Source organism: Embleya sp. NPDC056575 (assembly GCF_042793325.1).
Taxonomy (GTDB): Bacteria; Actinomycetota; Actinomycetes; order Streptomycetales; family Streptomycetaceae; genus Embleya.
The window spans coordinates 75861-101062 of record NZ_JBHTVA010000005.1; the positions used below are offsets into that span (position 1 = coordinate 75861).

Here is a 25202-nt window from a genome sequence, read left to right on the forward strand (position 1 = left end):
CGCGTCGTGCAGGATCTCGCGTGTTCTGCGAGAGGTCTCTAAGTGCCGTGGGGTTTGCGGCGCAGCGCCAACTCCCCGTCCGCGACACCCGCCGCCACTCGGCGAGCGAGGGCGTCCAGGGCATCCAACTGCCTTCGCACTTCCTCTCGATGGCGGTCGGTCTCGTGGAGAATAACCTCCAGTTCCTCGATCTCTTCGGGCCGTAGCAGGGGGAGGTCCATTTCCCGGACGCTCACCCTGCGCACCAGCGATCCGCTTCCTCGCTGTTGGTTGCGTGGAGCGGCAAGGAGATGTGCCAGTGGTTGCGGACGCATCCACAGGCTGTCCGAACGCACGAGGCGCTTAGCTTTGGGGCCCGCCAGGTACTCCCGGTAGGCGGGAATCCTGACCCCCCGCACCGGAGCCAGCAGGACACAGCCGCCAGCGTCGTCCACCCTCGTACGCACGCCGTGTTCGGTATGCAGGAAGACATCACCACGTTCGGTGATCATCGCCTGCGGATAGTGCGCGAGGTCCTCCGGAGCAATCCGGCGCTGCCCGAGCGGCAGGGCACCAAGCATCTCCTCCCGGCCGACGACTATCAGCCCGGCATCACCGATGTCCGCCTCGCGAATGCGGAGCCCAGACAGCAGACGCAGCTGCCCAGCTCTGATGTGCTCATCAATCTTGCGATGAAGGACCGGCTCGCTCCGCTTGCCGACGCCAAGGTGCCCTATCCACTCCTTCAGCTGCGGCAGCGCGACCGATGCGGCGCGCCGGGCGTCCAGCGTCGCCGCGAAGTGGTCAAGCCCCTCCTCCACCGAGGCGAGGCGGTGCACTGGCAGCACCGAGCGGCCGTCGAGAAGAGCTTCGGCTCGCGGCCCAGTGGCCATCACGGGAAAAGAGCCAGCCTCTTCCGCTACAGGTGCGTGACCGTTCCGCAGCAGTTCGGCAACGTACATCTGCCACTCGGAGCCGACACGACGGGCGATGCGATCAGCGTCAACAAGCAGCACAGTGCTACCACCCACAGGCTCAGCGTCATTGCGCAGGACTAGCAACGCGTGCTCGGCACCCGTTCGGAACCTATGGATCCGGCGCGGCAGCTGCACAATGGCGCTCACCACACCCCGACGCAGCAGTTCCTCGCGAATTCGCACCGTTGGCGTTGCCGCCGTGACGCGCGGACGGGTAAGGGTCCATGAAGGCACGACAACGAATCCGCGGCCGCCGGGTTCCAGGCGATGTGCAGCCTCGAGAGCCCAAGCGAGCGGACCGCCTTCGTCGCGCTCACGCTCACTGGATGCGTAAGGCGGATCCGCTACGACAAGATCGGCGCGGGGGAATCCCCACGGCGGCGACTCTTCGGGCTGGGTCTCCTGCTGCTCCCAGGGACGCAGGGAGTCCAGTTCTGCAGAGTGTTCGCAGATGTCTACCGGCGAGCAGAAGTGGGCGAAGAGCCGGTACAGCAGGATCTTGCGGCGCAACGGATCGGGTTCGACGGCGACGATTTCGCCTCTCGAACTGATGCTATTCAGAGCAAACAAGACCTCACCGATGCCCGCACAGAGATTGATGATGGTTGGCTGGCCGGGACCCGCTTCCACCGGGCCGGCGAGTTCGCCGATCAGTCGGGTAATGGCTGGGGGCGTGAAATCCATGACAAGGTCAGATTCCAGGCGCTCGGCGAGGTGTAGCACGGTGTCCGCCGCCGCCCCAGAGGAGCCGAGTTCGTCAGCCAAGTCCCGAACGGCGCTCTCCACTTGAGGATCAGCGTGCGCCGCGTCCTCCAGAAGCCCCGCTGGTAGCAACTCGGGACGCCAGTTGCTGCCTTCCCCCAACATGGCGCACACAGCAAGCGCATCGACCATGAGTCGCTCTGCGGAACCCACTACATGGCGCAATGCCACCAGGCCGCGCAACCGGAGCCCACGGCGGAATCGGTCGCCGTACGTCACCACAGCGGCGTCATCGTCGGCGGACAGATCCGGGATGATGCGGTGATCGAGCCACATCGCCACTTGCGCAGCGTCGAACAGTGGCTTACTGACAGTGCCACCCGCCGGATCAGGGAAGGGGAGGCGCCGGTCATCCACAGCGTCGAGCGCTTCCTTCCCGAACCGGCGGCGCCAGTTGCTGACCGTCGGCCGTCCGACCGCGGCCAGTTCCTTGATCTCTCCAAGCGAGACCAGAATCTTCGCGGGCGCCTGCGTCGTCATTCCGTCTCCCGTTCCCGCATGCGTTCGACCTTCCGTCGCTCTACAACCGAATGGGTTCCTTTCCAGAGAGAACCCCTGCCTTTCGGGCCAGCACCTCGGAAACCTGTCCGTACTCCGCGTGCCTGGCCGCCATATCCGGAGAGACATGACCCAACAGGGTCAGCACCGTCTCCAGGTCCTGCTCGAGATGGCGCTGGAAGATGCGTTCGTGATGGGCGATGCGATTACGCAGCGTAAGCATGTACTGAAGCTGCCTGTACAGGGCGCCCCGGCCACCGTGGGGCTGGCTGAACAGGTAGCGAAGCGAGGACTTCCAGTAGCGCAATTCGTAGTCGCCAGCCGAGCCGAACAGGCTCACCCAGAAACCGAATGGCAGCTGTGCCACGATGTCGCACGGGCCAAAGGAACGGCTGGGGTGCCTGCTCTCCAGGATCTGCTGCGCCCGATCCAACATGTCCAGCCCCTTGTAGTTTGGCCGGGCCTTTGACACGTCCCACCAAGCCTCCTGGCCGTGGCGCCCCACGAGCTGGCGATGCACCAGGTTGCGCAAGCTCACTTCGAGATCACGCAGTGGGCTGTGCAGCGCTCGCGCCACCTCAGCGTCCCAGGCATACAGTCGCAGTGCGCGGGTGTAGTCGCCGCCACACTTGTGCAGGAAGGGCTTGAACCTTTCCGGAGATATGGCCTCAACAACCCGATCGGCCTCGCTCGTCTCGCGTGCACCCCGCGCCATCACACGTCCGTTTCACCTGTGACCCCCCCGTGCTAGGGTCTATCGAGTAAGCCTTGGATCACTGTCACTGCTTCGCATACAGCCCTTGGCGGTGCCTGGCTGTGGCCCTCGAATCCGCCCGCGCAAATCAGGCGGACTCGAGGGCATAGCTGTATCTGGGCCATCTAGATGGCCACCAACTATGAGAAGGCTAGCGGCCCCCCCCGCACACACGTCAACTCCAAGAGCAAACTTGGCCTGAGAAGCCCCCTTCTCAGTGACGTGACCAAAGATATCCAGGTCATGAAAATGCACCGTTCTTCGGCGCGCTCACTGCTGACTCGGGAAGCCGAAAACATGACGACCGCGTCGCCACTGCCTCCCTCAGGGAACAGCCGCCAGCCTTGGCGGTCGGGCTGGGAGCGTGCTGGAGCCATCATTCGGGAGTGGTCCGACAACGTTCGCGTCGCTGGGTGCAGGTGGATCCCCGGGGCCGGATGAGTCGTGTCGAATCGCCCCAGAGCCTTGGCGAACCTGGCTTACGCAGGCCGCTTTTAATCAGTGGGTCCGGGTTCGAGTCCCTGGCGGCGCACCGCAAGGTGGTTATGTGGCAAAGGTGTTCTTCCCACCGGAAGAGCGCCCCTGGTCGTTTTCGCCTGTCGGTGCCACCCGGGGCCGTGTGATCTCGTGGACGGGGCCGCAGCACGGCGGAGATGGCATGCAAGTCCCTTCGTGCGACCCGCTGTGGAATCGGATTCCGCGCAGGCCGGGAGGGTCGGCTGATGTTCCGTCGGGGCTGAGGACCAGCGAGCCGCCGCAAATGATGATCGCCACGCGGTCGTGGATCGGTCCACGGCGCCCGCGCCTAGGCCCAGCCGGGCGTGCGCCGCATCGCCCCGAATGCTCGCGAACTCGCGGAGCAGCCGATCGCCAGAGGTTCAGGTCGGCCCTGCGGGCGGCGTGGACCCCAAGGTGTTCAACCACTCCCGGCGGTCGCTCCCCGTGCTCGGGTTATTGCTCTGTTGTGTTGTTGATTCGGGCTATGGCTGTGGGGAGTTCGTCGAGGGATTGCAGGCGCAAGTCGGCTACCGCGACCAGTTCCGGGTCGTCGGCGATCAGGTAGCCCCAGGGGCCCCGGCGGATGTGGGCGGTGCGCAGGCCCGCCCGGTGGGCCGGGCGTACGTCGTTGTCCAGGCGGTCGCCGACGTACAGGATCTCCTCGGCCGGGCACGGGCACTCGGCGACCAGGCGTTCGAAGAAGGCCGGCTCGGGTTTGCCGATGCCCCAGTCGTCGGAGGTGGCGAGCAGGTCCACGCCCAGTTCCAGGCCGCGCAGGATGATGCCGGCGTTCACCGTCTGGTTGCCGACCACGCCCAGCCACAGGCGCTGGTCGCGCAGCGCCTTGAGGCAGGGGCGGGTGTCGTTGTAGAGGTCCTCCTCGCCGAACCACTCGGGAAAGCCCGCCTCGGCGCGCGCGGCCCGCTCGACGGTCAGGTCGAAGCCGGGCCGAAAGCGCTGGAACACCTCGCGATAGTCGAGGCCCTGCGCGATCACCACCCCGAAGGTGGCCGCGAAGGTATGTCGGGGCACCCCGAGCCAGTCGGCCCACGTGCCGTATTCGCGCGATTCGTCGACCAGGGTCTCGCCCACGTCGAACACCACGGCGCTGATCCGCATTACCGCTCCCGCTGTCGTCGCCTGCCGGCCCCGTGTCCTGTGCCCGTGCGTCGAACCCCGTCGTCCGCCAGGCGAGAAATGGGCCTGTCAGGCCGAGCCCGATCGGATTCGTCCGCCGCTGTGGCGACTTGTCCGATCGGCGTGCGCCCGATGGCGGAATCCTTGCCGTGTGCTCGGGCGTGGGGCCATCCAGAAGGTACCGCCTGTCCGCAGGCCCGGCGTCGTTCCGAGGTCGGATCCGGCAGATCTCGACCGAAATCGTTTTGTCCGTTACCTGACGATGGCGTCAGGCGGCGTCTTTGTGGCCGGAATCGATCGCCGCGACAGCGGAATTCGACCCGGCCTGGCGCATCGCCACCCCACCCCGCAACCGGTCGAGCCCGCGCACCACCCACGGCGAGGCCAGCGCGCCCAGACCCATCACGCCCAGGCCCGCGACCACGTCGGCGAGGTAGTGGTTCCCGGTGCCGAGCACCACCACGATCACGAACAAGGGGTAGAGCACCGCCAGCCCGCGCACCACCCGGCCGCGCCCGTGCCGCCACACCTGCCACCCGCACCACGCCGCCCAGCCCACGTGCAGCGACGGCATTGCCGCGTACTCGTTGGTCATGTGCTCCATGCCGCGCGGCGCACTGGCCCCGCCGCCCCACCAGCCCCAGGACGCGAAGTGCGCCATGGTGTCGGTGAAGCCCTCGATCATTCGCGGCGGCGCGGTCGGGAAGAGCATGAAACCGGCCAGCGACACCACCGTCGCCACGGCCAGCGTGGTGCGCGCGCCCCGGTACCGCTCGGGGCGCGCGCGCCACAACCAGACCAGGACCAGCGGCGTCACCACGTAGTGCAGCGTGGCGTACGCGTAGTCGCAGACCACGCCGATGAACACGTGGTTGGAGACGACCTGGTTGAGCATGCGCTCGGGGTCCAGGTGGCTCAGCGACTCCACATGCAGTATTCGCTCGGCGTTGCGCACCGCGGCCTCGGCGTCGCCGCGGACCACGAGCCGGCTCAGCGAGTACACCTCGTACAGCACCGCGATCAGCAGCAACTCGGTCCACCAGCGCGGACGCAGGCGGACCTTGGCGGGGGTTGACGACATCCACCCAGTTTGCAACACGCTCCGGTGCGGTACGGCACCGCGTCGGCGGAGCCCGGCCGGCGCTCGCGGACGGGGGCCGGTGCCCGCCGCGCCACGGGCTCGGGGCCGCCCTCTGACGCGCCGGATCGGCACGCGCGGCCATTGATGACACGTGTCACACATGATAGAACGTGTTTCACTTTTCTGTCGGGCGGACGCCGCCGACAGGGCGGGGACCGGGCGTCGGCAGGGACGTTCGGCACCGCCGGTCGCAGCTCGCGACGTGGATACCGGAGGTTGTCGTGGCCGACTCCGACGAGGTCACCCGTCCGCAGACCAGCACGCGGGACCTGGCGACGGTGCACGATCAACTGCTGGTCTGGCTGGCCGGGCGACTGCCGGAGGGGGCCGAACCGGAGGTCTCCGAACTGCGCGCCCCGTCGGGCAACGGGATGTCGAGCGAGACGCTGCTGTTCGACGCGACGTGGACCGAGGACGGCGAGCGCCGCACCGAACGCTGCGTGGTGCGGATGCGGCCGGCGATGGACGCCAAGCCGGTCTTCCCCAGCTACGACATGGACAAGCAGTTCGCGGTGATGACGCTGGTCGCCGAACGCTGCTCGATCCCGGTGCCCGCGCTGCTCTGGAACGAGCCGGACGAGGGGCCGCTCGGCGCCCCGTTCTTCGTGATGCGCCGGGCCGAGGGCGCCGCGCCGCCCGACGTGATGCCGTACACGATCGACGGCTGGATGCTCGCGGCCACGCCCGAGCAGCGCCGCCGGCTCCAGGAGGAGTCGGTGGCCGTGGTGGCCGCGATACACGGGATCGAGACCACGCCCGAGGAGATCGCGTTCCTCCAGTACGACGGCGCCGGCGAGATCGCGCTGCGCCGGCACCTGGACGACCTGCGCGCGTTCTACGAGTGGGGCATCGAGGGGCAGCGGGTGCCGCTCCTGGATCGAGCCTTCCAATGGCTGGAGGACAACTTCCCGGCCGAGGTCGGCCCGGACGTGATCAGCTGGGGCGACGCCCGGATCGGCAACATCCTGTACGTGGACTTCGTGCCGACCGCGGTCCTGGACTGGGAGATGGCCGCGGTCGGTCCGCGCGAGCTGGACCTGGCCTGGATGATCTTCATCCACGCGTTCTTCCAGGACATCGCCACCCGCTACGGACTGCCCGGCCTGCCCGACTTCATGCGCACCGAGGACGTGTGCGCGCGGTACGAGAAGCTGACCGGCCACACGCCGCGTGACATGCGCTACTTCGAGATGTACGCGGCGGTGCGGCACGGCGCGGTGATGGCCCGCATCGCGCACCGCCAGTGGCACTTCGGCGAGCGCGAGCAGCCGGCCGACCTCGACGAGACGGTGCTGCACCGGGGGTTGATCGAGGCGATGCTGGCCGGCACGTACTGGGAGCGCGCGGAAGACAACTGACGCCCCGTCACCACCACTCGCGCGCCCGTCCCGCGGCGGGCGCGCTCCACCGGCCCGGCGGGTGTGCGCTCGGACAAGATCCCGAGGGGTTAGGCTGGACTCTTCACCATCATCCGCGACGGGCACATCTGACCCGTGCGGGTGATCGTGTGTGACGGGCGACATCACGCGGACACCGTCCGTGTTGTTGTCGGTAGCATGAATCACCGGGGGCGACTCCGGGGGTAGCTGCCGGAGGTGCCGCATGACGATCGGGGGACTCGACCCGCCGGCCGGGGCCGGTGTGCCCAAGGGTGCGCCGCGGGCCGAGGGTGACGTTCCGAGCCGGAGCATGTCCGACCGCGTCGGACGACTGTCCCGCCGGCCTGTCCAACAACCCATCCAACGACTGGGTCTGGCCGCGGTCACGTTCCTCACCGGAAGCCGTCGACGCACTCCGGACGCGGTCGAACCGCTGCTCCAGGTGCATCGGGTGCACCACCCGAAGGCCGATGTGACGGCCATTCAGGAGGCGTACGCGGTCGCCGAGTTGTCCCATCGCGGGCAGATGCGCAAGAGCGGCGAGCCGTACATCACGCACCCCCTCGCGGTGGCCACGATCCTGGCCGAGCTGGGCGCCGACACCACCACGCTGGTGGCCGCGCTGCTGCACGACACGGTCGAGGACACCGACCTGACCCTCGAAGAGGTGCGCGCGGCGTTCGGCGACGACGTCACACACCTGGTCGACGGGGTGACCAAGCTGGAACGGGTCGACCTGGGCGACCGGGCCGAGGCCGAGACGATGCGCAAGATCATCGTGGCCACCGGCCGGGACCTGCGGGTGACCGTGATCAAGCTGGCCGACCGGCTGCACAACATGCGCACGATCCGATATCGCCGCCGGGCCAGCCAGATCCGCACCGCCGAGGCCACACAGGAGGTGTTCATCCCGCTCGCCGAGCGGTTGGGCATCCACGTGCTCAAGTCGGAGCTGGAGGACATCGTCTTCGCCACGCTCCGACCCGAGGAGCACGCCGCCACGGCCCGCACGGTCAGCGCCAGCCAGGCGGTCACCGACGAGGCCGTGTCGAAACTGTGCACGACGGTCAAACGCGCGCTGCGCGAGGCCGGGATCGAGGCGGAGGTATCGCCGCGCGCGCGGCACCACGTATCCGTGCGCCGCGTACAGAAGCGGCGCGGACGCGAGGATCTGAGCCCGTTCGACCTCTCCCGGCTGATGATCGTGGTCGACGCCGACACCGACTGTTACGGCGCGCTCGGCGTACTGCACACCTGCTGGTCGCCGATCGCGGGCGAGTTCAAGGACTACATCGCGACCCCCAAGTTCAACCTGTACCAATCGCTGCACACCGCGATCACGCTGCCCGAGGGCGACAAGGTCGAGGTACTGATCCGCACCCGTCGTATGCATCGCCTGGCCGAGTTCGGCGTCGTGGCGCACACCGGCAAAGCGGAGGCCGGGCCGGACGCCCCCGAGCAGCTCGCGTGGCTGCACCGGTTGCTCGCCTGGCAGGGCGGCATCCCCGACGCGCACGTCTTCTGGAGCTCGCTGACCGCCGACCTGTCGGCGGACCGCGAGCTCCTGGTCTTCACCCCCGGGGGACGCCCGCTCACCCTGCCGGCGGGCTCCACGTGTGTGGACGCGGCCTACGCGATCGACGAGCAGACCGGCCACCGATGTATCGGCGCGCAGATCAACGGCCGCCTGGTGGCGCTGAGTTCGGTGCTGGCGGACGGCGAGACGGTGTCCATCATCACCGCTCCGCCCGGTGCGGCGGCACCGTCGAAAGAATGGCTCTCGTTCGTCCGCAGCCCGCTGGCCCGGGTGGCGATCGAGGCCTGGCTGGCCAAGTATCCGAACGGCATCGAGGGGCGGATGGATCCGCTGCTCGCCCCGCCGCTCGGCAACCTGGCCGCCGCGGGCGAGGCCGCGCCGACCCTCCCGGCGAGCCGCCCGGAGCCGATCGGCGCGCTTGACGAGGCCGCCGCCCAGGCCCCCGCCCGGACCCGACGCGCGCCCTCCGACCCCGGCGAGGCCGTGGTCAGCGTGCCGGGCTCGCCCGGAGCACCGGTCCGCCTGGCCCGCTGCTGCACCCCGGTGCCGCCGGACGAGCTGGCGGGCTTCGTGATCCGCGGCGGCACGGTCGCGGTACACCGGTCCGACTGCACCAACGTCCAGCAGATGCGCCGCGCCGGCCGCGACGTCGTCGCCGCCTCCTGGCTGCCGCACCAGGCCGACCAGGGCTACCGGGTCACCCTGCAACTGGAGGCCCTGGACCGCCCCCGCCTCCTCGCCGACGTCACCGCCGCGATCGACGCGGAGGGCGCCGACATCACCTCGGCCTCGATCGCGCCGCCGCAGCAGATGCGCGTCCGACAGACCTACACGATCCGCCTGGCCGACCTGGCCACGCTCCCGAAGCTGCTCCGGGCACTGCGCCGGGTGCAGGGCGTCTACGACGTCTACCGGGCGAGGCCGCGCGTACACCCGAGGGTGGCGGACCGACCCTAGGGTCGGTCCGATCCGTCGGACGGGCCCTGGCTCGACCGGTTGCGTTCGGGCTCGGCGCCGGCCTCCGCCACGTCGCCGCGCAGGACGTCGTTGAAGCGGGCCAAGTGGTCCGCGAGCGCGCCCAGTTCCTCCTTGGGCCAGGAGGCGAACCGTTCCGCCATCACCGCGAGGCTGCGCCGGCGCGCGTCGGCGAGCCGCAACCGACCGGCCTCGGTGACGGTGATCAGGTGCGATCGGCGATTGGTCGGGTCGGTGGCCCTGGCGATCAGCAGGGCCTCCTCCAGGGAGGTCAACTGCCGACTGATCGTGGTCTTGTCCAGGCTCAGCAGGCAGGCGAGTTCCTTGCCGGTCGAGGTGCCGCGCTCCTCCAGGAGAGCGAGCAGGTGGAACTCCGCCTGGGTGATCCCCGCGGCTTGGAGCGGAGGAGCCATCAACAGCCGAATCAACCGGGTGGCGGCACCGACCTCACGGACCACTCGCCGCTCAACGCTGTCCGACATCGCCTTGCTCCTCATCACCGCGCACCCTGAATGTGCGCCAAGCGTGCCGGAAACGGTTGCAAAACACAACAAGCTGCGCCGGTCGGGGGAACGGCCGCCGGTGGGGGCGCCGGTCCACCGCGTCGAGCCGGGCCCGATGCGGCCGACCTCACCCGAGAGGTGGCGGCTCGGGAAGGTCCGCGCCGACCCGCATCGCGAAGTTCGGGGGCCGCTTCTCCAGGAAGGCGGCGACGGCCTCGCGGGCGTCGGGGGAGCCGCCGGTCCAGTGCAGCGCCCGGGACTCGTGCCGGTGGGCGGTCTCCGGGTCGGGGACGGACTGCATCGTCCACAGGAGATGCCGGGTCAGCGCGATCGCGACCGGCGGGGTGTGGTCGGCGATCGAGCGGGCCAGCTCGTGGGCGCGGGGGAGCAGCTCGTCCGGGGCGACGAGTTCGCGGACCAGGCCGGACTCCCGGGCCTCCGCCGCGTCGAAGACGCGGCCCGTGAAGCACCATTCGAGGGCCCGGTCCAGGCCCACGACCCGGGGCAGGAACCACGTGGAGCAGCCGTCGGGGGTGATCCCGCGCCGGGCGAAGACGAAGCCGAAGCGGGCCTCGGTGGAGGCGACCCGGATGTCCATCGGCAGCGTCATGGTCGCCCCCACGCCCACCGCCGGACCGTTGATCGCCGCGATCAGCGGCTTCTTCGAGTGGTACAGGCGCAACACCAGCCGACCGCCGTCGTCCCGGAACGCCTCGGGGTCGCCGGCCCCCGGATCGAACGTGTCGCCGCCCGCCGCCAGATCGGCCCCCGCGCAAAACGCCCGCCCGCTCCCGGTGAACACCACGACCCGGACCCGGTCGTCCGCGTCCGCGACGTCCAACACGTGTTCGATCTCCTCCCGCATCCGGAAGGTGTACGCGTTCAGCCGCTCCGGCCGATCCAGCGTCACAGTCAGCACGTCGTGTTCCAGCGAGGTCGAGATCTGTCGATATTCCACACAAGCTCCCCGGTCGGATGAACACGCGCCCGCCACGACACCGGTACCCGTCGCGGCCACCCTGCCCGGTGATCATGTCGATTGCCAGGGTTCCCGCGATGCGATCTCCGCATTAGCGTTGATGCGCTCCCAACCCCCGGTACCAGTCGCTCGCAGTGTGCAGGAGGTGGACCCACCGGATGCTGGATCGGACACAGGCCCTGGCCGAACTGACCGGACCCGAATCGGCCTACGCGATCGAAGAGGTCGTCCACGACGGCATTCCCTGGCGGGTGCTGAGCAAGGCCCCGCCGACGCTGCGCGCGGTCTTCGAGGGCCTGATCGGCCACGGCGACCGGGACGCGCTGGTCTACCAGGGCGAGCGGATCTCCTACGCCGAACAACACCGCCTCGTCGCCCACCTGGCCCGACATCTGGCCGACGAGTACGGCGTGCGGCGCGGCGACCGGGTGGCCGTCGCGATGCGCAACCGGATCGAATGGCCACTCGCGTTCTGGGCGATCCAGGTGCTCGGCGCGATCGCGGTACCGCTGAACGCGTGGTGGACCGTCGACGAACTCCGCTTCGCCCTGGAGGACTCCGGCACCACGGTGCTGATCTGCGACGACGAGCGGGCCGAGCTGATCCGGGGGCGGATCAGCGGCGCGCCGCCCACCCTGGTGGCCGGTCTCGACCGGCCGCCGGCGGCCGGCGAGGCGGACCTGACGGCGCTGCTGCGCGGGTTCACCGGCGAGTGCACGCTGCCGGACGGCGGCCCGGAGCCGTTCGACGACGCGACCGTCATCTACACCTCCGGCACCACCGGACGCCCCAAGGGCGCGGTCGCCACCCACCACAACCACACCACCAACCTGCACACGATGGAGCTGACCAGGGCCGTCGCACTGGCCCGCGCCGGCCTGCCCACGGCCGAGCTGGCCAAGGGCCCGGCCGTGCCCGACGGATCCCCGACCGGCCCGCCCGCGCCGGGCAGCCTGCAGGTCTACCCGTTCTTCCACATCGCCGGCCTGTCCGGCCTGTACATCGGCGCCGCCCAGGGTGCCAAGTTGTGCCTGATGCACCACTGGGACACCGCCACCGCGCTCGAACTGATCGAGACCGAGCGGCTGTCCACCGCCAACATGGTGCCCACGCTGCTGCGCCGCCTGGTCGAGTCGCCGCTGCGCGCCGGGCGCGACCTGTCCAGCCTCACCAGCCTGGGCATGGGCGGCTCGCCGGTGCCGCCGGACCTGGTCGCCCTGGTGGGCGGCATGTCCGGCAATACGATCGTGCCGCTGAACGCCTACGGGATGACCGAGACGACCTGCGTGGTGGTGGTCAACTCGGGCGACGACTACTACGAACACCCGGACAGCGTCGGGCATCCGGTGCCGGTCGCGGATCTGCGGGTGGCCGACCCGCTGACCGGAGAGGAACTGCCGATCGGGTGCACGGGCGAGATCCGGGTGCGCGGCCCGCACGTGGTCCGGGGTTATTGGAATCGGCCCCGGGAGAGCGAGGAGGCGTTCCCCGACGGCTGGTTCCGCACCGGTGACCTCGGCTACGTCGACACCGACGGGCGGCTGTACGTGGTCGACCGGCTCAAGGACGTGATCATCCGAGGCGGCGAGAACGTGTACTCGGCCGAGGTCGAGGCGATCCTGTTCGAGCACCCGGCGATCTCCGAGGTGGCCGTGGTCGGGGTGCCGCACCACGACCTGGGCGAGGAGGTCGCGGCGGTGGTGAGGCTGCACGTGCCCGGCGCGGCGAGCGCGGCCGAACTGCGCGGACACGTGGCGCGCCGGCTCGCCGCGTTCAAGGTGCCCACGCTGGTCCGCTTCACCGAACGGGCGCTGCCGCGCAACGCGGTCGGGAAGGTGCTGAAGCGCGAGCTGCGGGACATGCTGGCGCTGTGACGGACGACGGCCGCGGGCGACCCGGGATGGCGCGCGCCGGGCCACCGGCGGCGGGGGAGGAGCCGCGCCCCGGCCTCCGCCGTCCGGTCAGGAGCCGTCGCGGGCCAGGGCCGCGCCCTGGTCGCCGTGGCCGTCGAGCCGGTGTTCCCAGAAGGTGAGTTCGTCCCACAGCTCGATCACCAGCTGGTGCTCGGCGCCCAGCACCCGGATCACGTCGGAGATCAGCGTGCGCAGCTGATGCACCGCGGTCATGAAGTTGCCCGCCTCGCCCTCGCGGCGGGCCCGTTCGTGCCGGATCTGCAGGGTCTCGATGTGGTCGGTGCCCATCACCCGCACCTGGTCCGGCAGCAGGTTCCGGAGCAGCTTGGCCGCCTCCGCCGGCCGCCCCGCCGCCGCGGTCCAGTGCGCCCGCCGCCGCCGCGCCCGCAGCGTGCGCGGGTCGAGCGCGCCGCGCAGCGGGCCGCTGTCCGAGATCACCTCGCGCAGCAGCCGCATCGCCGCCGTAGGATCGCCGTCCCGGCCGAGCCGGTCCGCCAACTGCTCGCGCATCCGCAGGGTCTCCGGGTGGTCGTGGCCGAACGCCCGGACCTGCCGCCCGATCTCGTCCCGCAGCGCCTGGATCGAATCGTTCGCCCGCACCGGCCGCGGCCCGGTCGTCGGCGGCGGCACCAGCCGCACCGGCTGGTCCACGGTCGGCTGCGGGTCGATCGTCGCGACCGTCTCCGGCGCCGGCACCCCCCACGGCTGCGGCACGAGGTTGCGCGGCGGCTTGACGGACAGGTCGTCCAGTCGATCCCGGACCTCCGCCGCGTTCGGCGGCCGATTCTCCGGTCGTTTGCTGAGCAGCTCCAGGACCAGGGCGGCCAGATCCTCGGGCACCTCCAACCGGGAGTTGCGCACCGACTCGGGCGGCTTCTCCAGGTGGGCGTGCATCGTCGAGTGCGGGTGGTCCAGACCGAACGGCGGCGCGCCGGTGAGCATTTCGTGCAGCACACAGCCCACGCCGTACAGGTCGGTGCGGCCGTCGACCGTCTCGCCGCGGATCTGCTCGGGCGCCATGTACGCCGGAGTGCCGATCATGCTGCCGGGCAGGGTGATGCCCGCGCGCGAGGACTCCTTCTGCATGTAGCGCGCTATGCCGAAGTCGAGCACCTTGACCACCCCGCGCGAGGTGACCATGACGTTCGCGGGCTTGATGTCGCGGTGCAATACGTCGCCCGAGTGGGCGACGTCGAGCGCGTCGCACAGCTGGATCGCCCAGCCGATCACGTGGCCGATCGGCAACCACGCGCCGTCCGCGACCAGTTGGGCCAGGGTGCGGCCGGTGATCAGCTCCATCGCCAGGTACATGACCTTGCCGTCGGTCTCCCGCATGTCGGCGGATCCGGCGCCGAGCGCGGAGGTCACCTGCGCGTCGTGCAGCGTCTCGGCGTCGTGGTCGAACACCCGCGTCGCGACGTCGCCCGGCCGCTGCGCGATCGTCGGCGCGGAGTTCTCCGGGCCGGCGGGGGGCGGCTTCCTCGGGTGGGTGCGGTTCGGTTCGCCGGGGTGCCGGATCACCTGCTTGAGGCCGCGGTCGTGCACCACGATGATGTTGGGCGAGGAGAGCCGGCCGAGGATCAGTGCCTCCTGGCCGAAGCGGTCCATGCTGTTGGATCCCCCGAAGGACTCCTTGAGCACCTTGACCGCGACGAAGCGCTGCATCTTGCGATCCCAGGCCCGCCATACGGTTGCGTTGCCGCCCGAGCCGAGCTTTTCGTCCAGCCGATACCGGCTGCCGAGCCACAACCGAGCCACCGCAAACGCCTCCCCGTACGCGCCCTGTGGATGTGATTCTTTCGTAGCGGCGTCCGTGGGGGGAACCGTATGCGACATCGCCTCGGGGACGGGCTCCGGGGCCCGCCGGGTTCCGCGGGGACGTCGCCGGTCGGCGTGGTGCGCGAACGGGCCCGCGTTCGATCGTATGGACCACTACCGTCGGCGGCATGACCGAGATCGTTGTCGTGAACTCGCCCGACGAGGCGCCACGGGCGTGGGACGCGAGCGTTTTTTTGGCCGGACCCACGCCGCGCGCCGCGCACGTCGCCTCCTGGCGCCCGGCCGCGTTGAAGCTGATCCGCGAGCGGTGGCGCGGGCCGGGCCGGCTGGTGGTGTTCGTGCCCGAACCCGCGGACGGCCACTCGTGGCCTGCGCACCGGGTGCAGCGGGACTGGGAGTTGCGCAACCTCGACCGCAGCGACCGGGTGCTGTTCTGGATCCCGCGCGATCCGCGCGACCTGCCGGGGCTGACCACCAACGACGAGTGGGGCTGGCTCAAGGACTCGGGCCGCGCGGTCCTGGGCACCCCGCCCGACGCGCCGCAGGTGCGCTATCAGCGGGCCTACGCGCTCGGCCACGACGTGCCGGTACGGGACACCCTGGCCGCGACGATCGACACCGTGCTCGACGCGCTCGGCACCGGCGCGGCGCGCGCGGACGGCGAACGGGACATCCCGTTGAACGTGTGGCGGACCCGGGCCTTCGCCGACTGGTACGCGGCCCAGCGGGCGGCCGGCAACACGCTGCTCGGCGGCCGGATCGTGTGGGTGTGGCGGCACGGCGGACAGGCGTGGTTGTGGGCGGCGCACGTGCGGGTCGCGATCGCCGCCGAGGCGGGCCGGGTCAAGGACAACGAGGTCGTGCTGGGTCGCCCGGACGTGGCGGCGGTGGTGCTGTACCGGCGGGCCGAGCCGGTCGCGGCGAGCACCGTGGTGCTGGTGCGCGAGTTCCGCTCGGCGGCGCGCACCGAGGACGGTTTCGTCCACGAGGTGCCCGGCGGCAGCGGGTACACGGCCGAGGACGGTTGCGCCGAGGTCGGCCAGGAAACCGGTCTGGTACTGGCGCCCGAGCGGCTGCGCCCGCACGGCTCGCGGCAACTCGCCGCGACACTGGCCGCGCATCACGCGCACGTGTGGTCGGCCGAGTTGACCGAGGCCGAACTGGCCCGGCTACGCGACGTCCCCGGTCCACATGGGGTGGCCGGGGACGGGGAGCGCACCGAGGTCGAGATCACGACGTACGGCGAATTGCTGCGTGACGGGCGCGTCGACTGGTCGACGCTGGGGATGCTGGCGGCCGTGCTGGCAGCCGCCGAGGATCAGCGGTAGTTGCCGAGACCCGTGCAGGGCGCGTGGCGCTCGACGAGGCAGACGGTGTCGTCGATCGTCATCAACCGGCCGCCGACGATCTCCGGGGTGCGGAACACCGGAGTCTGCAGGGTGACGAGCGAGCGCGGGCTGAGCGCCGCGACATACGGCTCGCCACAACGGGTGCACATGGCGGGGGCGGTGAGGGTCTTCAGCATGGTGCGTCCTCCGTGACTGGTGAAGTTAACCTTCCGTTCACCTTGGGTTCGGTCTCCAGTTTCCTTCTTGGATCCGTGAATGTCAACTGTGTTGGCCTACGGGGGTGGCCGCATATATGGCATCCTGACGGTGTGGATCACAAGGATGTCGACGGCGCGGACCCCGAAGCCGCCGAAGAGGGCCTGGTCAGGGCCGCGAAGGCCTACCGAAGGACCGAGAAGGCGCACGAAGAGGCGCGTCAAGAACTCAAGCGGGCGGCGATCCGGGCGATAGGCGCGGGGGTCAAGCAGTCCGAGGTGGCCAAGGTCACCGGCTGGACACGTGAATACCTGCGACGGCTGAAGAAGGATCGCTAGCGCGTCACGCGCGGGGCCCGGCCCCGCGCTCAGGCGTTGTCGAGGTCGGCCGGGTTCTCGAAGCCGGGCAGGCCGGCCGGGTCGGTCGCACCCCCGAACGCGCACAACACGTGGCGCTCGACGATGTACGTGGTGCCCGACGCGTTGAACACCTGCCCCGACACGGGGGCGTCGATCCGGGAGAGGTAGCGCCGCTGGGTGGGGATCAGCTGGGCGATGTACGGCTCGTTGCAGCGGGTGCAGGTGGCCGGCGTCGCGGTCGGCGAGGCCGAGGCGTAGCGGTCCAGGGCGATGACGAGCCGGTCGGCCAGGTGCGCGGCGGTGCGCTGGGTGGTGGCGACCCGCTCCGGATCGCCCGCCTCGCGGGACTCGGCGCAGGCCCGGAGCGCGTCGCCGATCCGGCGCAGCGCCACCTTGTGGAACGGCGGTGCCTGCGCGGACAGCGCGTCCGCGCGGTCGGCGATCGAACCGGCGGAACCGGCGAACGCGGGGTGCCGCTGGGCACCCTCGGCGCCGAGGGCCGAGACATCGGCGGCGAGACCGCGCAGCGCGGCCACGTGCTCGGGCGTCAGGCTCATGGTGTGCCGTTCCTTTCTGCCGTCCGACGGGGAGGCAACTCCGTTCGATGGGAGGCAACCCGTCCATAGTGGACAGACTCGACCGATAAACGCCATGGAATGTGACGATCGGCACGTTGATGACCGGTTTGTCAGAGTTTGCCGAGCGGTAAACCGGGCCGACGCCGGCGTGCGCCGTGGCGATCCGAAGACGAAACCGTTATGCAATGGCCGGAAAGAACCCCTTGTTGGCGGCCGAGCGAGGGGAGGAGAGTCACGATCACATCGTTTTTGGGGGGGAATGTATGCGCACTGTGAAGGTCGGGCTGCTCGTGGTGATGCTGACGTGCGCCGTCGGCGCCTGCGCGAGCGGGGACGACGGGTTCGGCGGCCTGGGGGTGAACAAGACGCAGAGCGCGAGCGGCCCGAGCCCGTCGGGGGAGGAGAGCTCCACCGCGCGCGCCACGGACGACACCTCGCCGACGCCCACCGCCGGCCGACCCACCACGACGCGTCCGCGCACCAGCTCGCCGGGCACCCCGACGTCCGCGGGCACCTCCGCGGGCGGCGGCGACTGGTCGTCGTCGTATTCGACGAGCTTCCTCAACGGTTGCCTCAGCACGTCGAACAACAACACCCACTACTGCCAGTGCACGCTGACCGAGCTGCAGGGCAAGTACAGCCAGGCGCAGATGAACGCGTTCGACCAGGAGTACGCGCGCACCAACAAGCTGCCCGACGAGTTGCAGAGCACCGTGCAGAAGTGCCTGGGCACGGGGTGAGCCCGGCCCGTCACCGCCGCCCCGACGAGCGGCGGTGACGCTTTCGTCAGTGCGGGATCTCGTCGATGAGGGTGCGGGCGCCCATCGCGAGCAGTTCGCCGGCGACCGCGACGCCGAGCTTGTCCGGCTCGGAGCCGTGGTCGGTGGTCTCCAGAAGGTCCGCGCCGTCGGTGGAATACACCGCGGCGTGCAGGGTCAGGCCGGTGTCGGAGTCGGTGCAGTGGGCCGCGATCGGGCTGTGGCAGTGGCCGCGCAGCTCGCGCAGCAGGGCCCGCTCGGCGGTGACACAGGCCCGGGTGCACGCGTCGTCCAGGGCCCGCGCGGCGGCCAGGGTCGCCGCGTCGTCGACCCGGCACTGCAGCGCCAGCACCCCCGCGCCGATCGCCGGCAACATCTGAGCGGTGGTCAGGATCTGGGCCACGCGCCGCTGTTCGCCGATCCGCTCCAGGCCCGCGACGGCCAGGATCAGCGCGTCGAACTCGCCCGCGTCCAGCTTGGCCAGCCGACTGTTGGCCGAGCCGCGGATCGGCACCGGGGTCAGCCCCGGGTGCCGGCGCCGCAGCTGCGCCGCGCGGCGCACCGAGCTGGTGCCCACCCGGGCGCCGGACGGCAGGTCGGCCAGGCGCGCGCCGACCACACAGTCGTGTACGTCGTCGCGGGGCAGATAGGCGGCGATGGTGAGCCCGTCGGGCAGCGGCACGTCGCCCGGGATGTCCTTGAGGCAGTGCACGACCAGGTCCACCTCCCCGTCGAGCTGCGCGCGGTCGAGTTCCTTGACGAACGCGCCCTTGCCGCCGAGTCGCGCCAGGCTGCCGCCCCAGCGGTCGCCGCTGGTGGACAACGGGACGATCGTGGGTTCGTGCGGTTGTCCGGACAGCAGGGCGGCGACGAGACGGGCCTGCGCGAGGGCCATGGGGGAGGACCGGGTTCCGATGCGAAGCTGCATCCGCGACACGCTATGACGGTGGCGGCCGTGCGGCCGAATTTTGGCGAAGTTCGGTACCCCACAGGGGGGATGTGCGACCGCGGGGGGTCGGCCCGCCAGTCGTTCGGCCCAGTCGCCGTGTCCTTCGGGCGAGGTGCGGCGTTGGGCAGGCACGGCTCGTCGGCGTTCGACGGACACCGGACCTGGAGACAAGGAAACCGCCCCATGCAGCGCATCGTTCGCGGCCTTCTGGTCAGCACGGCCGTCATCGCGGCCCCCGTCGTCGGCGCGACCGTGGCGGTGGCCGTGCCGGCGGATGCCGAGACGCACACGGTTCGGGCCGACACGATCGAGACGGTGAGCGGGCTCTGTGGCAACGAGGCCGGCGCGCTCGCGTTCATCAACCCGACCTTCGGCCAGCGCTGCTGAGGCGGGCCCCGGCCCCGACCGCGCGGCGCCGGCGGTGTCCCGATCCGATCCGTTGGTCGGCTCGGGACACCGCCGTGCGCGGGGTCAGAGGCCGATGTCGGTGCTCAGGCGCAGGTCGCCGAGGGAGCGGCCGACGCGCAGGGTGTAGGTGCCGGGGGCGGTGGCCCAGGCCGCCTGCGCCTCGTTCCAGCGGGCCAGGGTGCGGGCGTCGATGTCGATCGTGGTGGTCGTCCGCGCGCCGGGCTCGACGTCCAGGGCGGCGAAGCCGACCAGGCGGATCGGCTCCGGGCGCCCCCACAGCGTGCCGTCGGCGGTCTCCAGGTACACCTGCACCACCTCGCGGCCGGCACGCTCGCCGGTGTTGGCGACGGTGACCTCGACGGTGACGCCGGCCGCGTCGCCCTTGGCCGCGACCGCCTCGTAGGCCCAGCTCGTGTAGCCCAGGCCGTGGCCGAACGGGTAGGCGGGGGCGGCCTCGCCCAGGGCCCAGGCGCGGTAGCCGATGTTGCTGGACCGCTCCGCGTAATGGTGCTCGCCGTCGATCCGGGCGGTGGAGTACACCGGGACGTCGGTGTCGGCGGCCGGGTAGGTCGTGGGCAGCCGCCCGCCCGGCTCGGCCGCGCCGGTCAGCACGTCGCCGAGGGCCGCGCCGCCCTCCTGGCCGGGCAGCCAGGCCCACACCACGGCGGCGACCTCGTCGCGCCAGGGCATCAGCACCGGGGAGCCCGCGTTGACCACCACGACGGTCCTCGGGTTGGCCGCGGCGACCCGGCGCACCAGTTCGTCGGAGCGCCCGGGAAGGGCCAGGTCCGCGCGGTCGAAGCCCTCCGACTCGATGTCGTCGGTGGTGCCGACCACCACCACGGCCACGTCCGCCGCCCGGGCGGCCTCGACCGCGGCGGTCAGTTCGTCCTCCTCGGAGCGGCGCGGGTTCGCCCAGCCCAGGCCGAGCGCGGCCATGAAGAACCGCTCGCCCCGGCCGAAGTCGACCCGGATCGCCACCTCCGTGCCGGCCGTCGCCTCGATCTCGATGCGGGTGGCCTCCGGGCGCATGATCGTCTCGATCACGTCGGTGCCCTCGGGGGCGGTCATGTCGATCGTGCGGGTCGTGCCGTCGATGTCCACTTCGAACCGGCCCGCGCCGCGGACGTCCAGGATGTTCGTGCCGGACACGGTCGGGGTCACGTTCACCCGCAGCCGGATCACGACCGCTCCGGCCGGGATGTTGTCCGGCCAGAACATCAGGCTGGAGCCCAGGCGGTGTTCGGACGAGAGCAGGTTGCCGTCGGCGTCCAGGAACTCCGCGCGCAGGCCCGGCTCGCCGGTCTCCGGGTCGACGGCCGTGTCCAGGGACAGGTCGGCCAGCGCGCGGTGGGTGAACGCGCCCTCGGTGAGCGTCAGTTCGACGCCGTCGCCGAACGCGGCGCGCAGGCCCTCGGGGATCGAGACCACGTGCGCGGGGTTCACATGCGCGCTGCCGCCGCCCTGGGCGGACAGGCGCAGGGCGTTCGGGCCGATCAGCGCGACGCGCGAGAGCGCGCTCGGGTCGAGCGGCAGGGTGCCGTCGTTGGCGAGCAGCACCATGGCCCGGGCGGCGATCTCGCGCAGCGTGGCGGTCGCGTCGTCGGGGGTGGTGGTCGCGGCCGGGGTGCGGTCGCCGAGCACCCCGACGCGGGCGGCCAGGCGCAGGACCCGGACCACCCGCTCGTCGATCAGCGACTCGGCGACCCGACCCTCGCGCACGGCGGCGAGCAGCGGTTCGCCCCACACCTCGGACGGGCCGGGCATCGCGACGTCGGTGCCGCCGGCGGCCGCGGCCTCGGTCGAGCGCACCGCCATCCAGTCCGAGACCACCACGCCGTCGAAGCCCCACTCGTCCTTGAGGACGTCGTTCACCAGGCGCGAGTTCTCGGTCATCGTCTCGCCGTTGACCCGGTTGTACGCGCTCATCACCAGCCACACCCGGCCGGTGCGCACGGCCTCCTCGAACGGCAGCAGGTAGACCTCGCGCAGCGAGCGCTCGTCGATCCGCGAGTCGTAGGACATGCGCTCGTTCTCGGTCTCGTTGCCGACGAAGTGCTTGATCGTGGCCCCGACCCCGGCGGACTGCACACCCTCGATGAAGGCGGTCGCGATCCGCGCGGTGAGCAGCGGGTCCTCGGAGTAGCACTCGAAGTGCCGGCCGCCGAGCGGGCTGCGGTGCAAATTCACGGTCGGCGCGAGCAGGACGTGGATGTCCTTGTCGCGGGTCTGCGCGCCCATCACGAAACCGGCCCGGCGGGTGACGTCCGGGTCCCACGCGGCGGCGAGCGCGGTGGGGCTGGGGAACAGCAGCGAGGTGTCGCGCTCGTCCCAGGTGACGCCGCGGACGCCGACCGGGCCGTCGGAGACGCGCAGCTTGCGCAGGCCGATGCGCGGGATCTCGGGGAGGGACCAGAAGTCCTCGCCGACGATCAGGGACAACTTCTCCTCGAGGGTGAGGCGGGTCACCAGCTCGCGCAGCTCGTCGTCCGTGGCTTCGGTGGGGGTGGGGTCGGACATCGTCGTCTGCCTTCCGCTCGCGTTTCCGATCGATCCGGATCGCGCCGGACGGGTCGGTGGGGGCCTCCTCGTACCGTAATCGGAAAACTTTGTTGTCGGTAGTTTTGTTACCTCGACGTGATCTACACCTCGACGGCCCTCCGTCGGGACACGGCAGGATGGGGCCATGGACGTACGACCCGACGATCTCTCCGACACCCCGCCGACCCGGGCCGGGCGGGCCAGACCGCGTGGGCGGGGGTACGCGTCGGGGGACGCGCGGCGTACGCGCATCCTCAACATCGCGCTTCAGGAATTCGCCGAGAACGGCTACCGGGGCACCTCGCTCGCGCGCATCGCCGAGCGCGCCGAACTCACCCAGGCCGGGCTGCTGCACCACTTCCGCAGCAAGCAGGAACTGCTCGTCGCGGTGCTCGACCTGCGCGACCGCATGGACATGGCACACCTGGACCTGGCCGAACTCCCGCCCGGCGGCGCGGCGGTGCTGGCCAAGTTCACCGAACTCGCCGGGCACAACCAGGCCATCCCCGGCCTGGTCCAGCTCTTCACCGTGCTCACCGGCGAGGCGGTCACCACCGACCACCCCGCGCACGGGTGGGCCCGGGACCGCTACGCGCTCCTGCGGGCGAGCGTCACCGCGTCCCTGGAGGCGGGTGTGGCCTCGGGCGAACTGCGCGCGGACGTGGACCCGGCCGCGGTGGCCGCGCAGGTCTTCGCGATGATGGACGGGCTCCAGCTGCAATGGCTGCTCGACCCCGAACACGTGGACATGGCGGCGCTGTTCGGCGACTACGTGGAGCACCTGCTGCACCGCATCCGGGCCGCCTGACCCGGACCACCCCTATGCCTTGTCCGGCGCGTCCTCGCCCGCGGTCAGCTCGCGCAACACCGCGCCCAGGTCCCAGTTGGACAACCCCGCCAGCGCCTCGCGGAAGACGGTGAGCCCGAACAGGTCGCCCCGGGCGGTCATCCGGCCGGCGGCCAGCGCCTCGCGCGGTGCGTGCCGATCGTTGAGCAGGATCACCCGGCGGGCGGTGTCGTAGTCCATGTGCACGATCAGGTCCGGTCCCGGCAGCAGGCCCGGGCGGACCAGGACGCGGCCCTGGAAGACGTCCAGATGCAGTTCTGCCGGGTCCTCGCGGCCCGGGACGTCGCTGACCACGATGTCCACGATCGCCGGATGCGGCGTGCGCTTCTCCGGATCCGGGGTGATCAACCGGCTCAGTCGGGACACCGCCGCGATCCACGCGTCGGACATGAACGCGTGCCGGTCCAGGGCCGGCTCCGCGGCGTCCGCTGGCACCGGCTCGGTCCGGGTGCGCTCGGGCTCCTCGCGCAGCACCTTCCCCAGCTCCTCGCCGAGCCGGCGGGCGGCCGTACGGCGCATCGCCCGGGCGAGTTCGGCCTCCACCGCGCGCAGCGCCAGCGGACGCATCCGACGGATCATCTCCGCCGTCTCGTCCGCGTCGCCGTCGGCGGGCAGCAGGTGCGTCTCCATCAACCGCCCGAAGCCCTCGGCCACGTGCTCCATCGCCGCGCGCAACATCCGCAGCTGCTCGGTGACCGCGCCCACCGGGACGCCGGCCGCGTGCAGCTCGGCGCCGACCGCCAGCTCGCGCGGACTGGGCACCCGGAACACGGTCAGCGAGTCGTCCTCGGGCTCCAGCAGACCCAGGCGCACCGCCCCCGCGAGCGCGACCGGATCGGACAGTCCGCCGAACATCGCGATCAACTCGGCGCGGGTCATCCGCTCCGGGGTCTCCTCGCTCCACGGACCGCTCGCCTCGGCGACCAGGCCGAGCACGCCGCCGAGGCTGCGTCCGCCGTCCCATGCGTCGAGCAGCTCCTTGATGCTGACCAGGCTGTAGCCGCGCTCCAGGAGTTGGCCGATCAGGCGCAGCCGGCCCAGATGGGCGTCCTCGTACAGCGACACCCGACCCTGGCGCCTGGGCCGCGGCAACAGTCCGCGATCCTGGTATGCCCGTACGTTGCGTACGGTGGTGCCCCCCTCGCGGGCGAGGTCTTCGATCCGATAATCCGCCAACCTCGTGCCTCGCGATCCTCGTGCCCCGTGTTCGCGGCCAACGTAATGCAGATACGTTCGAGGTTCGATCACGCGGTGATCGCAATGGGCGCGGGAACGCTCCCGGAGCATGGTCCGCGAACACGGGCCCGGCGGATCCCGAAGCGGGGAAAGCGGGGGCGCGGGGCTCAGGGAATGACCACGACCGGGCGTTTGGCGTGTTTGACCAGACGGCACGCGACCGATCCGAAGATGCGACTGGCCAACCCGGTGGATCCGCCGACCACGATCGCGTCGGCGGTGAATTCGCGCGCGACGTCCTCGATCTCGTGGCAGATGTCACCCCCGCGCTCGACCAGGATCCACGGCACGTCACTGAGGTGGTCCGCGCAGGCCAGTTCCAGGCCCAGGGCCTCGGAACGACTGTCCGGCACGTCGATGAAGACCGGCGGCTCGCAGCCGGCCCACACGGTGGCCGGAATCCGGTTGGCCACGTGCACGATCACCAGCCCGCCGCCGAGTCTGCGCGCCATGCCCGACGCGTACGCGAGGGCTCGCTCGCTGGACTCGGACCCGTCGAAACCGACCACGACGGGATGCTGGAACGCGGGATCGCGCTGATGGGGGGAATCGGGACGGAGCAACGGGGTGCCGTCCGGGAAGTCACTGAACTCGAAAGCAGCCATGGGAATCGGGCGTCTTTGCTGTGGAGGGGCGCCTCGGGGCTTTCTGTACCAGATTACTGCGCCGACCCGCACATTCGACAGTGTCGGTCGGGGTTCTCCCGGACAAAAAAGACACTGGGCCGTGTACCGGTCTGGGCATGGTGCGGTCCGCCGGACCACGCGCGGGGATGGATCCCCCGGGCAAAGCCTCGGCGAGACACGCACATTAGCCGGACAAGGCCGTGAATGGGGAGACCCGGGCGGCCGTGTGGGTGATTGCCTTCCGGGCGCGGCCGTCTCGGACCCCATCGCAAGGGCGCCGCACGGGCCGCGGCGGGCTGCTTCGAGCCGGCCCCGGGGGGACCGTTCGGGGGGTGCGGACCGACGCCGCAGGGGGAACGGGCGTTACCCCGGACCCCGCCCGAGCGTTGGTCAGGGCGACACCGTGCGTCCGGGCTACCGCGTAGTCACGGGCGGCGATCCGCTGGTCGGACGCCGACCCACCCGCACGCCCACCCGCGCCGCGGCGCCGACGTCGAACCTGTCCGACGGCCCGACACGCGCCGGGCCGTCGGCGGGTTCGACGC

General features: G+C 70.9%; 21 protein-coding genes. 8 read left to right on the plus strand and 13 right to left on the minus strand.

Going from position 1 to position 25202, the window contains the following annotated elements; all coding sequences use genetic code 11:
• Positions 1 to 38: 38 nt before the first annotated feature.
• The 4 genes from ACFRCG_RS05130 to ACFRCG_RS05145 form a co-directional block, all read right to left on the minus strand.
• A complete protein-coding gene (locus ACFRCG_RS05130; RefSeq protein WP_380028930.1) occupies positions 39 to 2198 on the minus strand; it encodes an N-6 DNA methylase in 2160 nt (719 codons plus the stop codon).
• A gap of 40 nt (positions 2199 to 2238) precedes the next feature.
• On the minus strand, positions 2239 to 2931 hold the full coding sequence (locus ACFRCG_RS05135) for an Abi family protein (RefSeq protein WP_380028932.1): 693 nt from the start codon (positions 2929 to 2931) through the stop codon (positions 2239 to 2241).
• A 990-nt stretch (positions 2932 to 3921) separates the two neighbouring features.
• The gene (locus ACFRCG_RS05140) at positions 3922 to 4587 is read right to left on the minus strand and encodes an HAD family hydrolase (RefSeq protein ID WP_380028934.1); all 666 of its coding nucleotides are present in this window, start codon (positions 4585 to 4587) and stop codon (positions 3922 to 3924) included.
• A gap of 286 nt (positions 4588 to 4873) precedes the next feature.
• Positions 4874 to 5686, minus strand: coding sequence for a phosphatase PAP2 family protein (locus tag ACFRCG_RS05145; protein ID WP_380028935.1), 813 nt, complete (start codon positions 5684 to 5686; stop codon positions 4874 to 4876).
• A gap of 281 nt (positions 5687 to 5967) precedes the next feature.
• Between ACFRCG_RS05145 and ACFRCG_RS05150 the strand changes: the two genes are divergently transcribed.
• A complete protein-coding gene (locus ACFRCG_RS05150; RefSeq protein WP_380028937.1) occupies positions 5968 to 7104 on the plus strand; it encodes a phosphotransferase family protein in 1137 nt (378 codons plus the stop codon).
• Positions 7105 to 7348: 244 nt separating this feature from the next.
• On the plus strand, positions 7349 to 9619 hold the full coding sequence (locus ACFRCG_RS05155) for a RelA/SpoT family protein (RefSeq protein WP_380028939.1): 2271 nt from the start codon (positions 7349 to 7351) through the stop codon (positions 9617 to 9619).
• On the opposite strand, the gene ACFRCG_RS05160 is transcribed toward ACFRCG_RS05155, so the two are convergent.
• Complete coding sequence (locus ACFRCG_RS05160) at positions 9616 to 10119, minus strand: MarR family winged helix-turn-helix transcriptional regulator (RefSeq protein ID WP_380028941.1); 504 nt, start codon at positions 10117 to 10119, stop codon at positions 9616 to 9618. The genes ACFRCG_RS05155 and ACFRCG_RS05160 overlap by 4 nt on opposite strands.
• A 148-nt stretch (positions 10120 to 10267) precedes the next feature.
• A complete protein-coding gene (locus tag ACFRCG_RS05165; protein ID WP_380028943.1) occupies positions 10268 to 11098 on the minus strand; it encodes an enoyl-CoA hydratase-related protein in 831 nt (276 codons plus the stop codon).
• A 179-nt stretch (positions 11099 to 11277) separates the two neighbouring features.
• Between ACFRCG_RS05165 and ACFRCG_RS05170 the strand changes: the two genes are divergently transcribed.
• Complete coding sequence (locus ACFRCG_RS05170) at positions 11278 to 12993, plus strand: class I adenylate-forming enzyme family protein (protein ID WP_380028946.1); 1716 nt, start codon at positions 11278 to 11280, stop codon at positions 12991 to 12993.
• An 87-nt stretch (positions 12994 to 13080) separates the two neighbouring features.
• On the opposite strand, the gene ACFRCG_RS05175 is transcribed toward ACFRCG_RS05170, so the two are convergent.
• Positions 13081 to 14790 (minus strand): protein kinase, encoded by a 1710-nt coding sequence (locus tag ACFRCG_RS05175; protein WP_380028948.1) that lies wholly within the window; start codon positions 14788 to 14790, stop codon positions 13081 to 13083.
• Positions 14791 to 14978: 188 nt separating this feature from the next.
• Here ACFRCG_RS05175 and ACFRCG_RS05180 point away from each other — a divergent pair, with 188 nt between their 5' ends.
• Positions 14979 to 16139 carry a nucleoside 2-deoxyribosyltransferase domain-containing protein gene (locus ACFRCG_RS05180; RefSeq protein WP_380028950.1) on the plus strand — a complete coding sequence of 387 codons (1161 nt, stop codon included), beginning with the start codon at positions 14979 to 14981 and terminating at the stop codon, positions 16137 to 16139.
• On the opposite strand, the gene ACFRCG_RS05185 is transcribed toward ACFRCG_RS05180, so the two are convergent.
• Positions 16130 to 16336 carry a hypothetical protein gene (locus ACFRCG_RS05185; protein WP_126642557.1) on the minus strand — a complete coding sequence of 69 codons (207 nt, stop codon included), beginning with the start codon at positions 16334 to 16336 and terminating at the stop codon, positions 16130 to 16132. The genes ACFRCG_RS05180 and ACFRCG_RS05185 overlap by 10 nt on opposite strands.
• Before the next feature lie 132 nt (positions 16337 to 16468).
• On the opposite strand from ACFRCG_RS05185, the gene ACFRCG_RS05190 reads away from it, so the two are divergent.
• Entirely contained in the window at positions 16469 to 16693 is a 225-nt protein-coding gene (locus ACFRCG_RS05190; protein WP_380002835.1) for a hypothetical protein, read from the plus strand.
• A gap of 29 nt (positions 16694 to 16722) precedes the next feature.
• Here the strand turns inward: ACFRCG_RS05190 and ACFRCG_RS05195 are convergent, their stop codons facing one another.
• Positions 16723 to 17271: a hypothetical protein gene (locus ACFRCG_RS05195; protein WP_380028952.1), complete on the minus strand. Its 549-nt coding sequence runs from the start codon at positions 17269 to 17271 to the stop codon at positions 16723 to 16725.
• A gap of 284 nt (positions 17272 to 17555) precedes the next feature.
• On the opposite strand from ACFRCG_RS05195, the gene ACFRCG_RS05200 reads away from it, so the two are divergent.
• Positions 17556 to 18032, plus strand: coding sequence for a hypothetical protein (locus tag ACFRCG_RS05200; RefSeq protein ID WP_380028954.1), 477 nt, complete (start codon positions 17556 to 17558; stop codon positions 18030 to 18032).
• Positions 18033 to 18078: 46 nt separating this feature from the next.
• Here the strand turns inward: ACFRCG_RS05200 and hemC are convergent, their stop codons facing one another.
• On the minus strand, positions 18079 to 18978 hold the full coding sequence (gene hemC / locus ACFRCG_RS05205) for a hydroxymethylbilane synthase (protein ID WP_380028956.1): 900 nt from the start codon (positions 18976 to 18978) through the stop codon (positions 18079 to 18081).
• Between the two features lie 204 nt (positions 18979 to 19182).
• Between hemC and ACFRCG_RS05210 the strand changes: the two genes are divergently transcribed.
• Entirely contained in the window at positions 19183 to 19386 is a 204-nt protein-coding gene (locus ACFRCG_RS05210) for a hypothetical protein (protein WP_380028958.1), read from the plus strand.
• 84 nt (positions 19387 to 19470) lie between these two features.
• Here ACFRCG_RS05210 and ACFRCG_RS05215 read toward each other — a convergent pair whose 3' ends face one another.
• A complete protein-coding gene (locus tag ACFRCG_RS05215; RefSeq protein WP_380028960.1) occupies positions 19471 to 21927 on the minus strand; it encodes a beta-glucosidase in 2457 nt (818 codons plus the stop codon).
• Positions 21928 to 22093: 166 nt separating this feature from the next.
• Here ACFRCG_RS05215 and ACFRCG_RS05220 point away from each other — a divergent pair, with 166 nt between their 5' ends.
• Entirely contained in the window at positions 22094 to 22756 is a 663-nt protein-coding gene (locus ACFRCG_RS05220; RefSeq protein WP_380028962.1) for a TetR/AcrR family transcriptional regulator, read from the plus strand.
• A 12-nt stretch (positions 22757 to 22768) separates the two neighbouring features.
• On the opposite strand, the gene ACFRCG_RS05225 is transcribed toward ACFRCG_RS05220, so the two are convergent.
• Together ACFRCG_RS05225 and ACFRCG_RS05230 are read right to left on the minus strand one after the other, a co-directional pair.
• Complete coding sequence (locus ACFRCG_RS05225) at positions 22769 to 23971, minus strand: MerR family transcriptional regulator (RefSeq protein WP_380002843.1); 1203 nt, start codon at positions 23969 to 23971, stop codon at positions 22769 to 22771.
• Between the two features lie 167 nt (positions 23972 to 24138).
• Positions 24139 to 24636: a universal stress protein gene (locus ACFRCG_RS05230; RefSeq protein WP_126642565.1), complete on the minus strand. Its 498-nt coding sequence runs from the start codon at positions 24634 to 24636 to the stop codon at positions 24139 to 24141.
• Positions 24637 to 25202 lie beyond the last annotated feature (566 nt).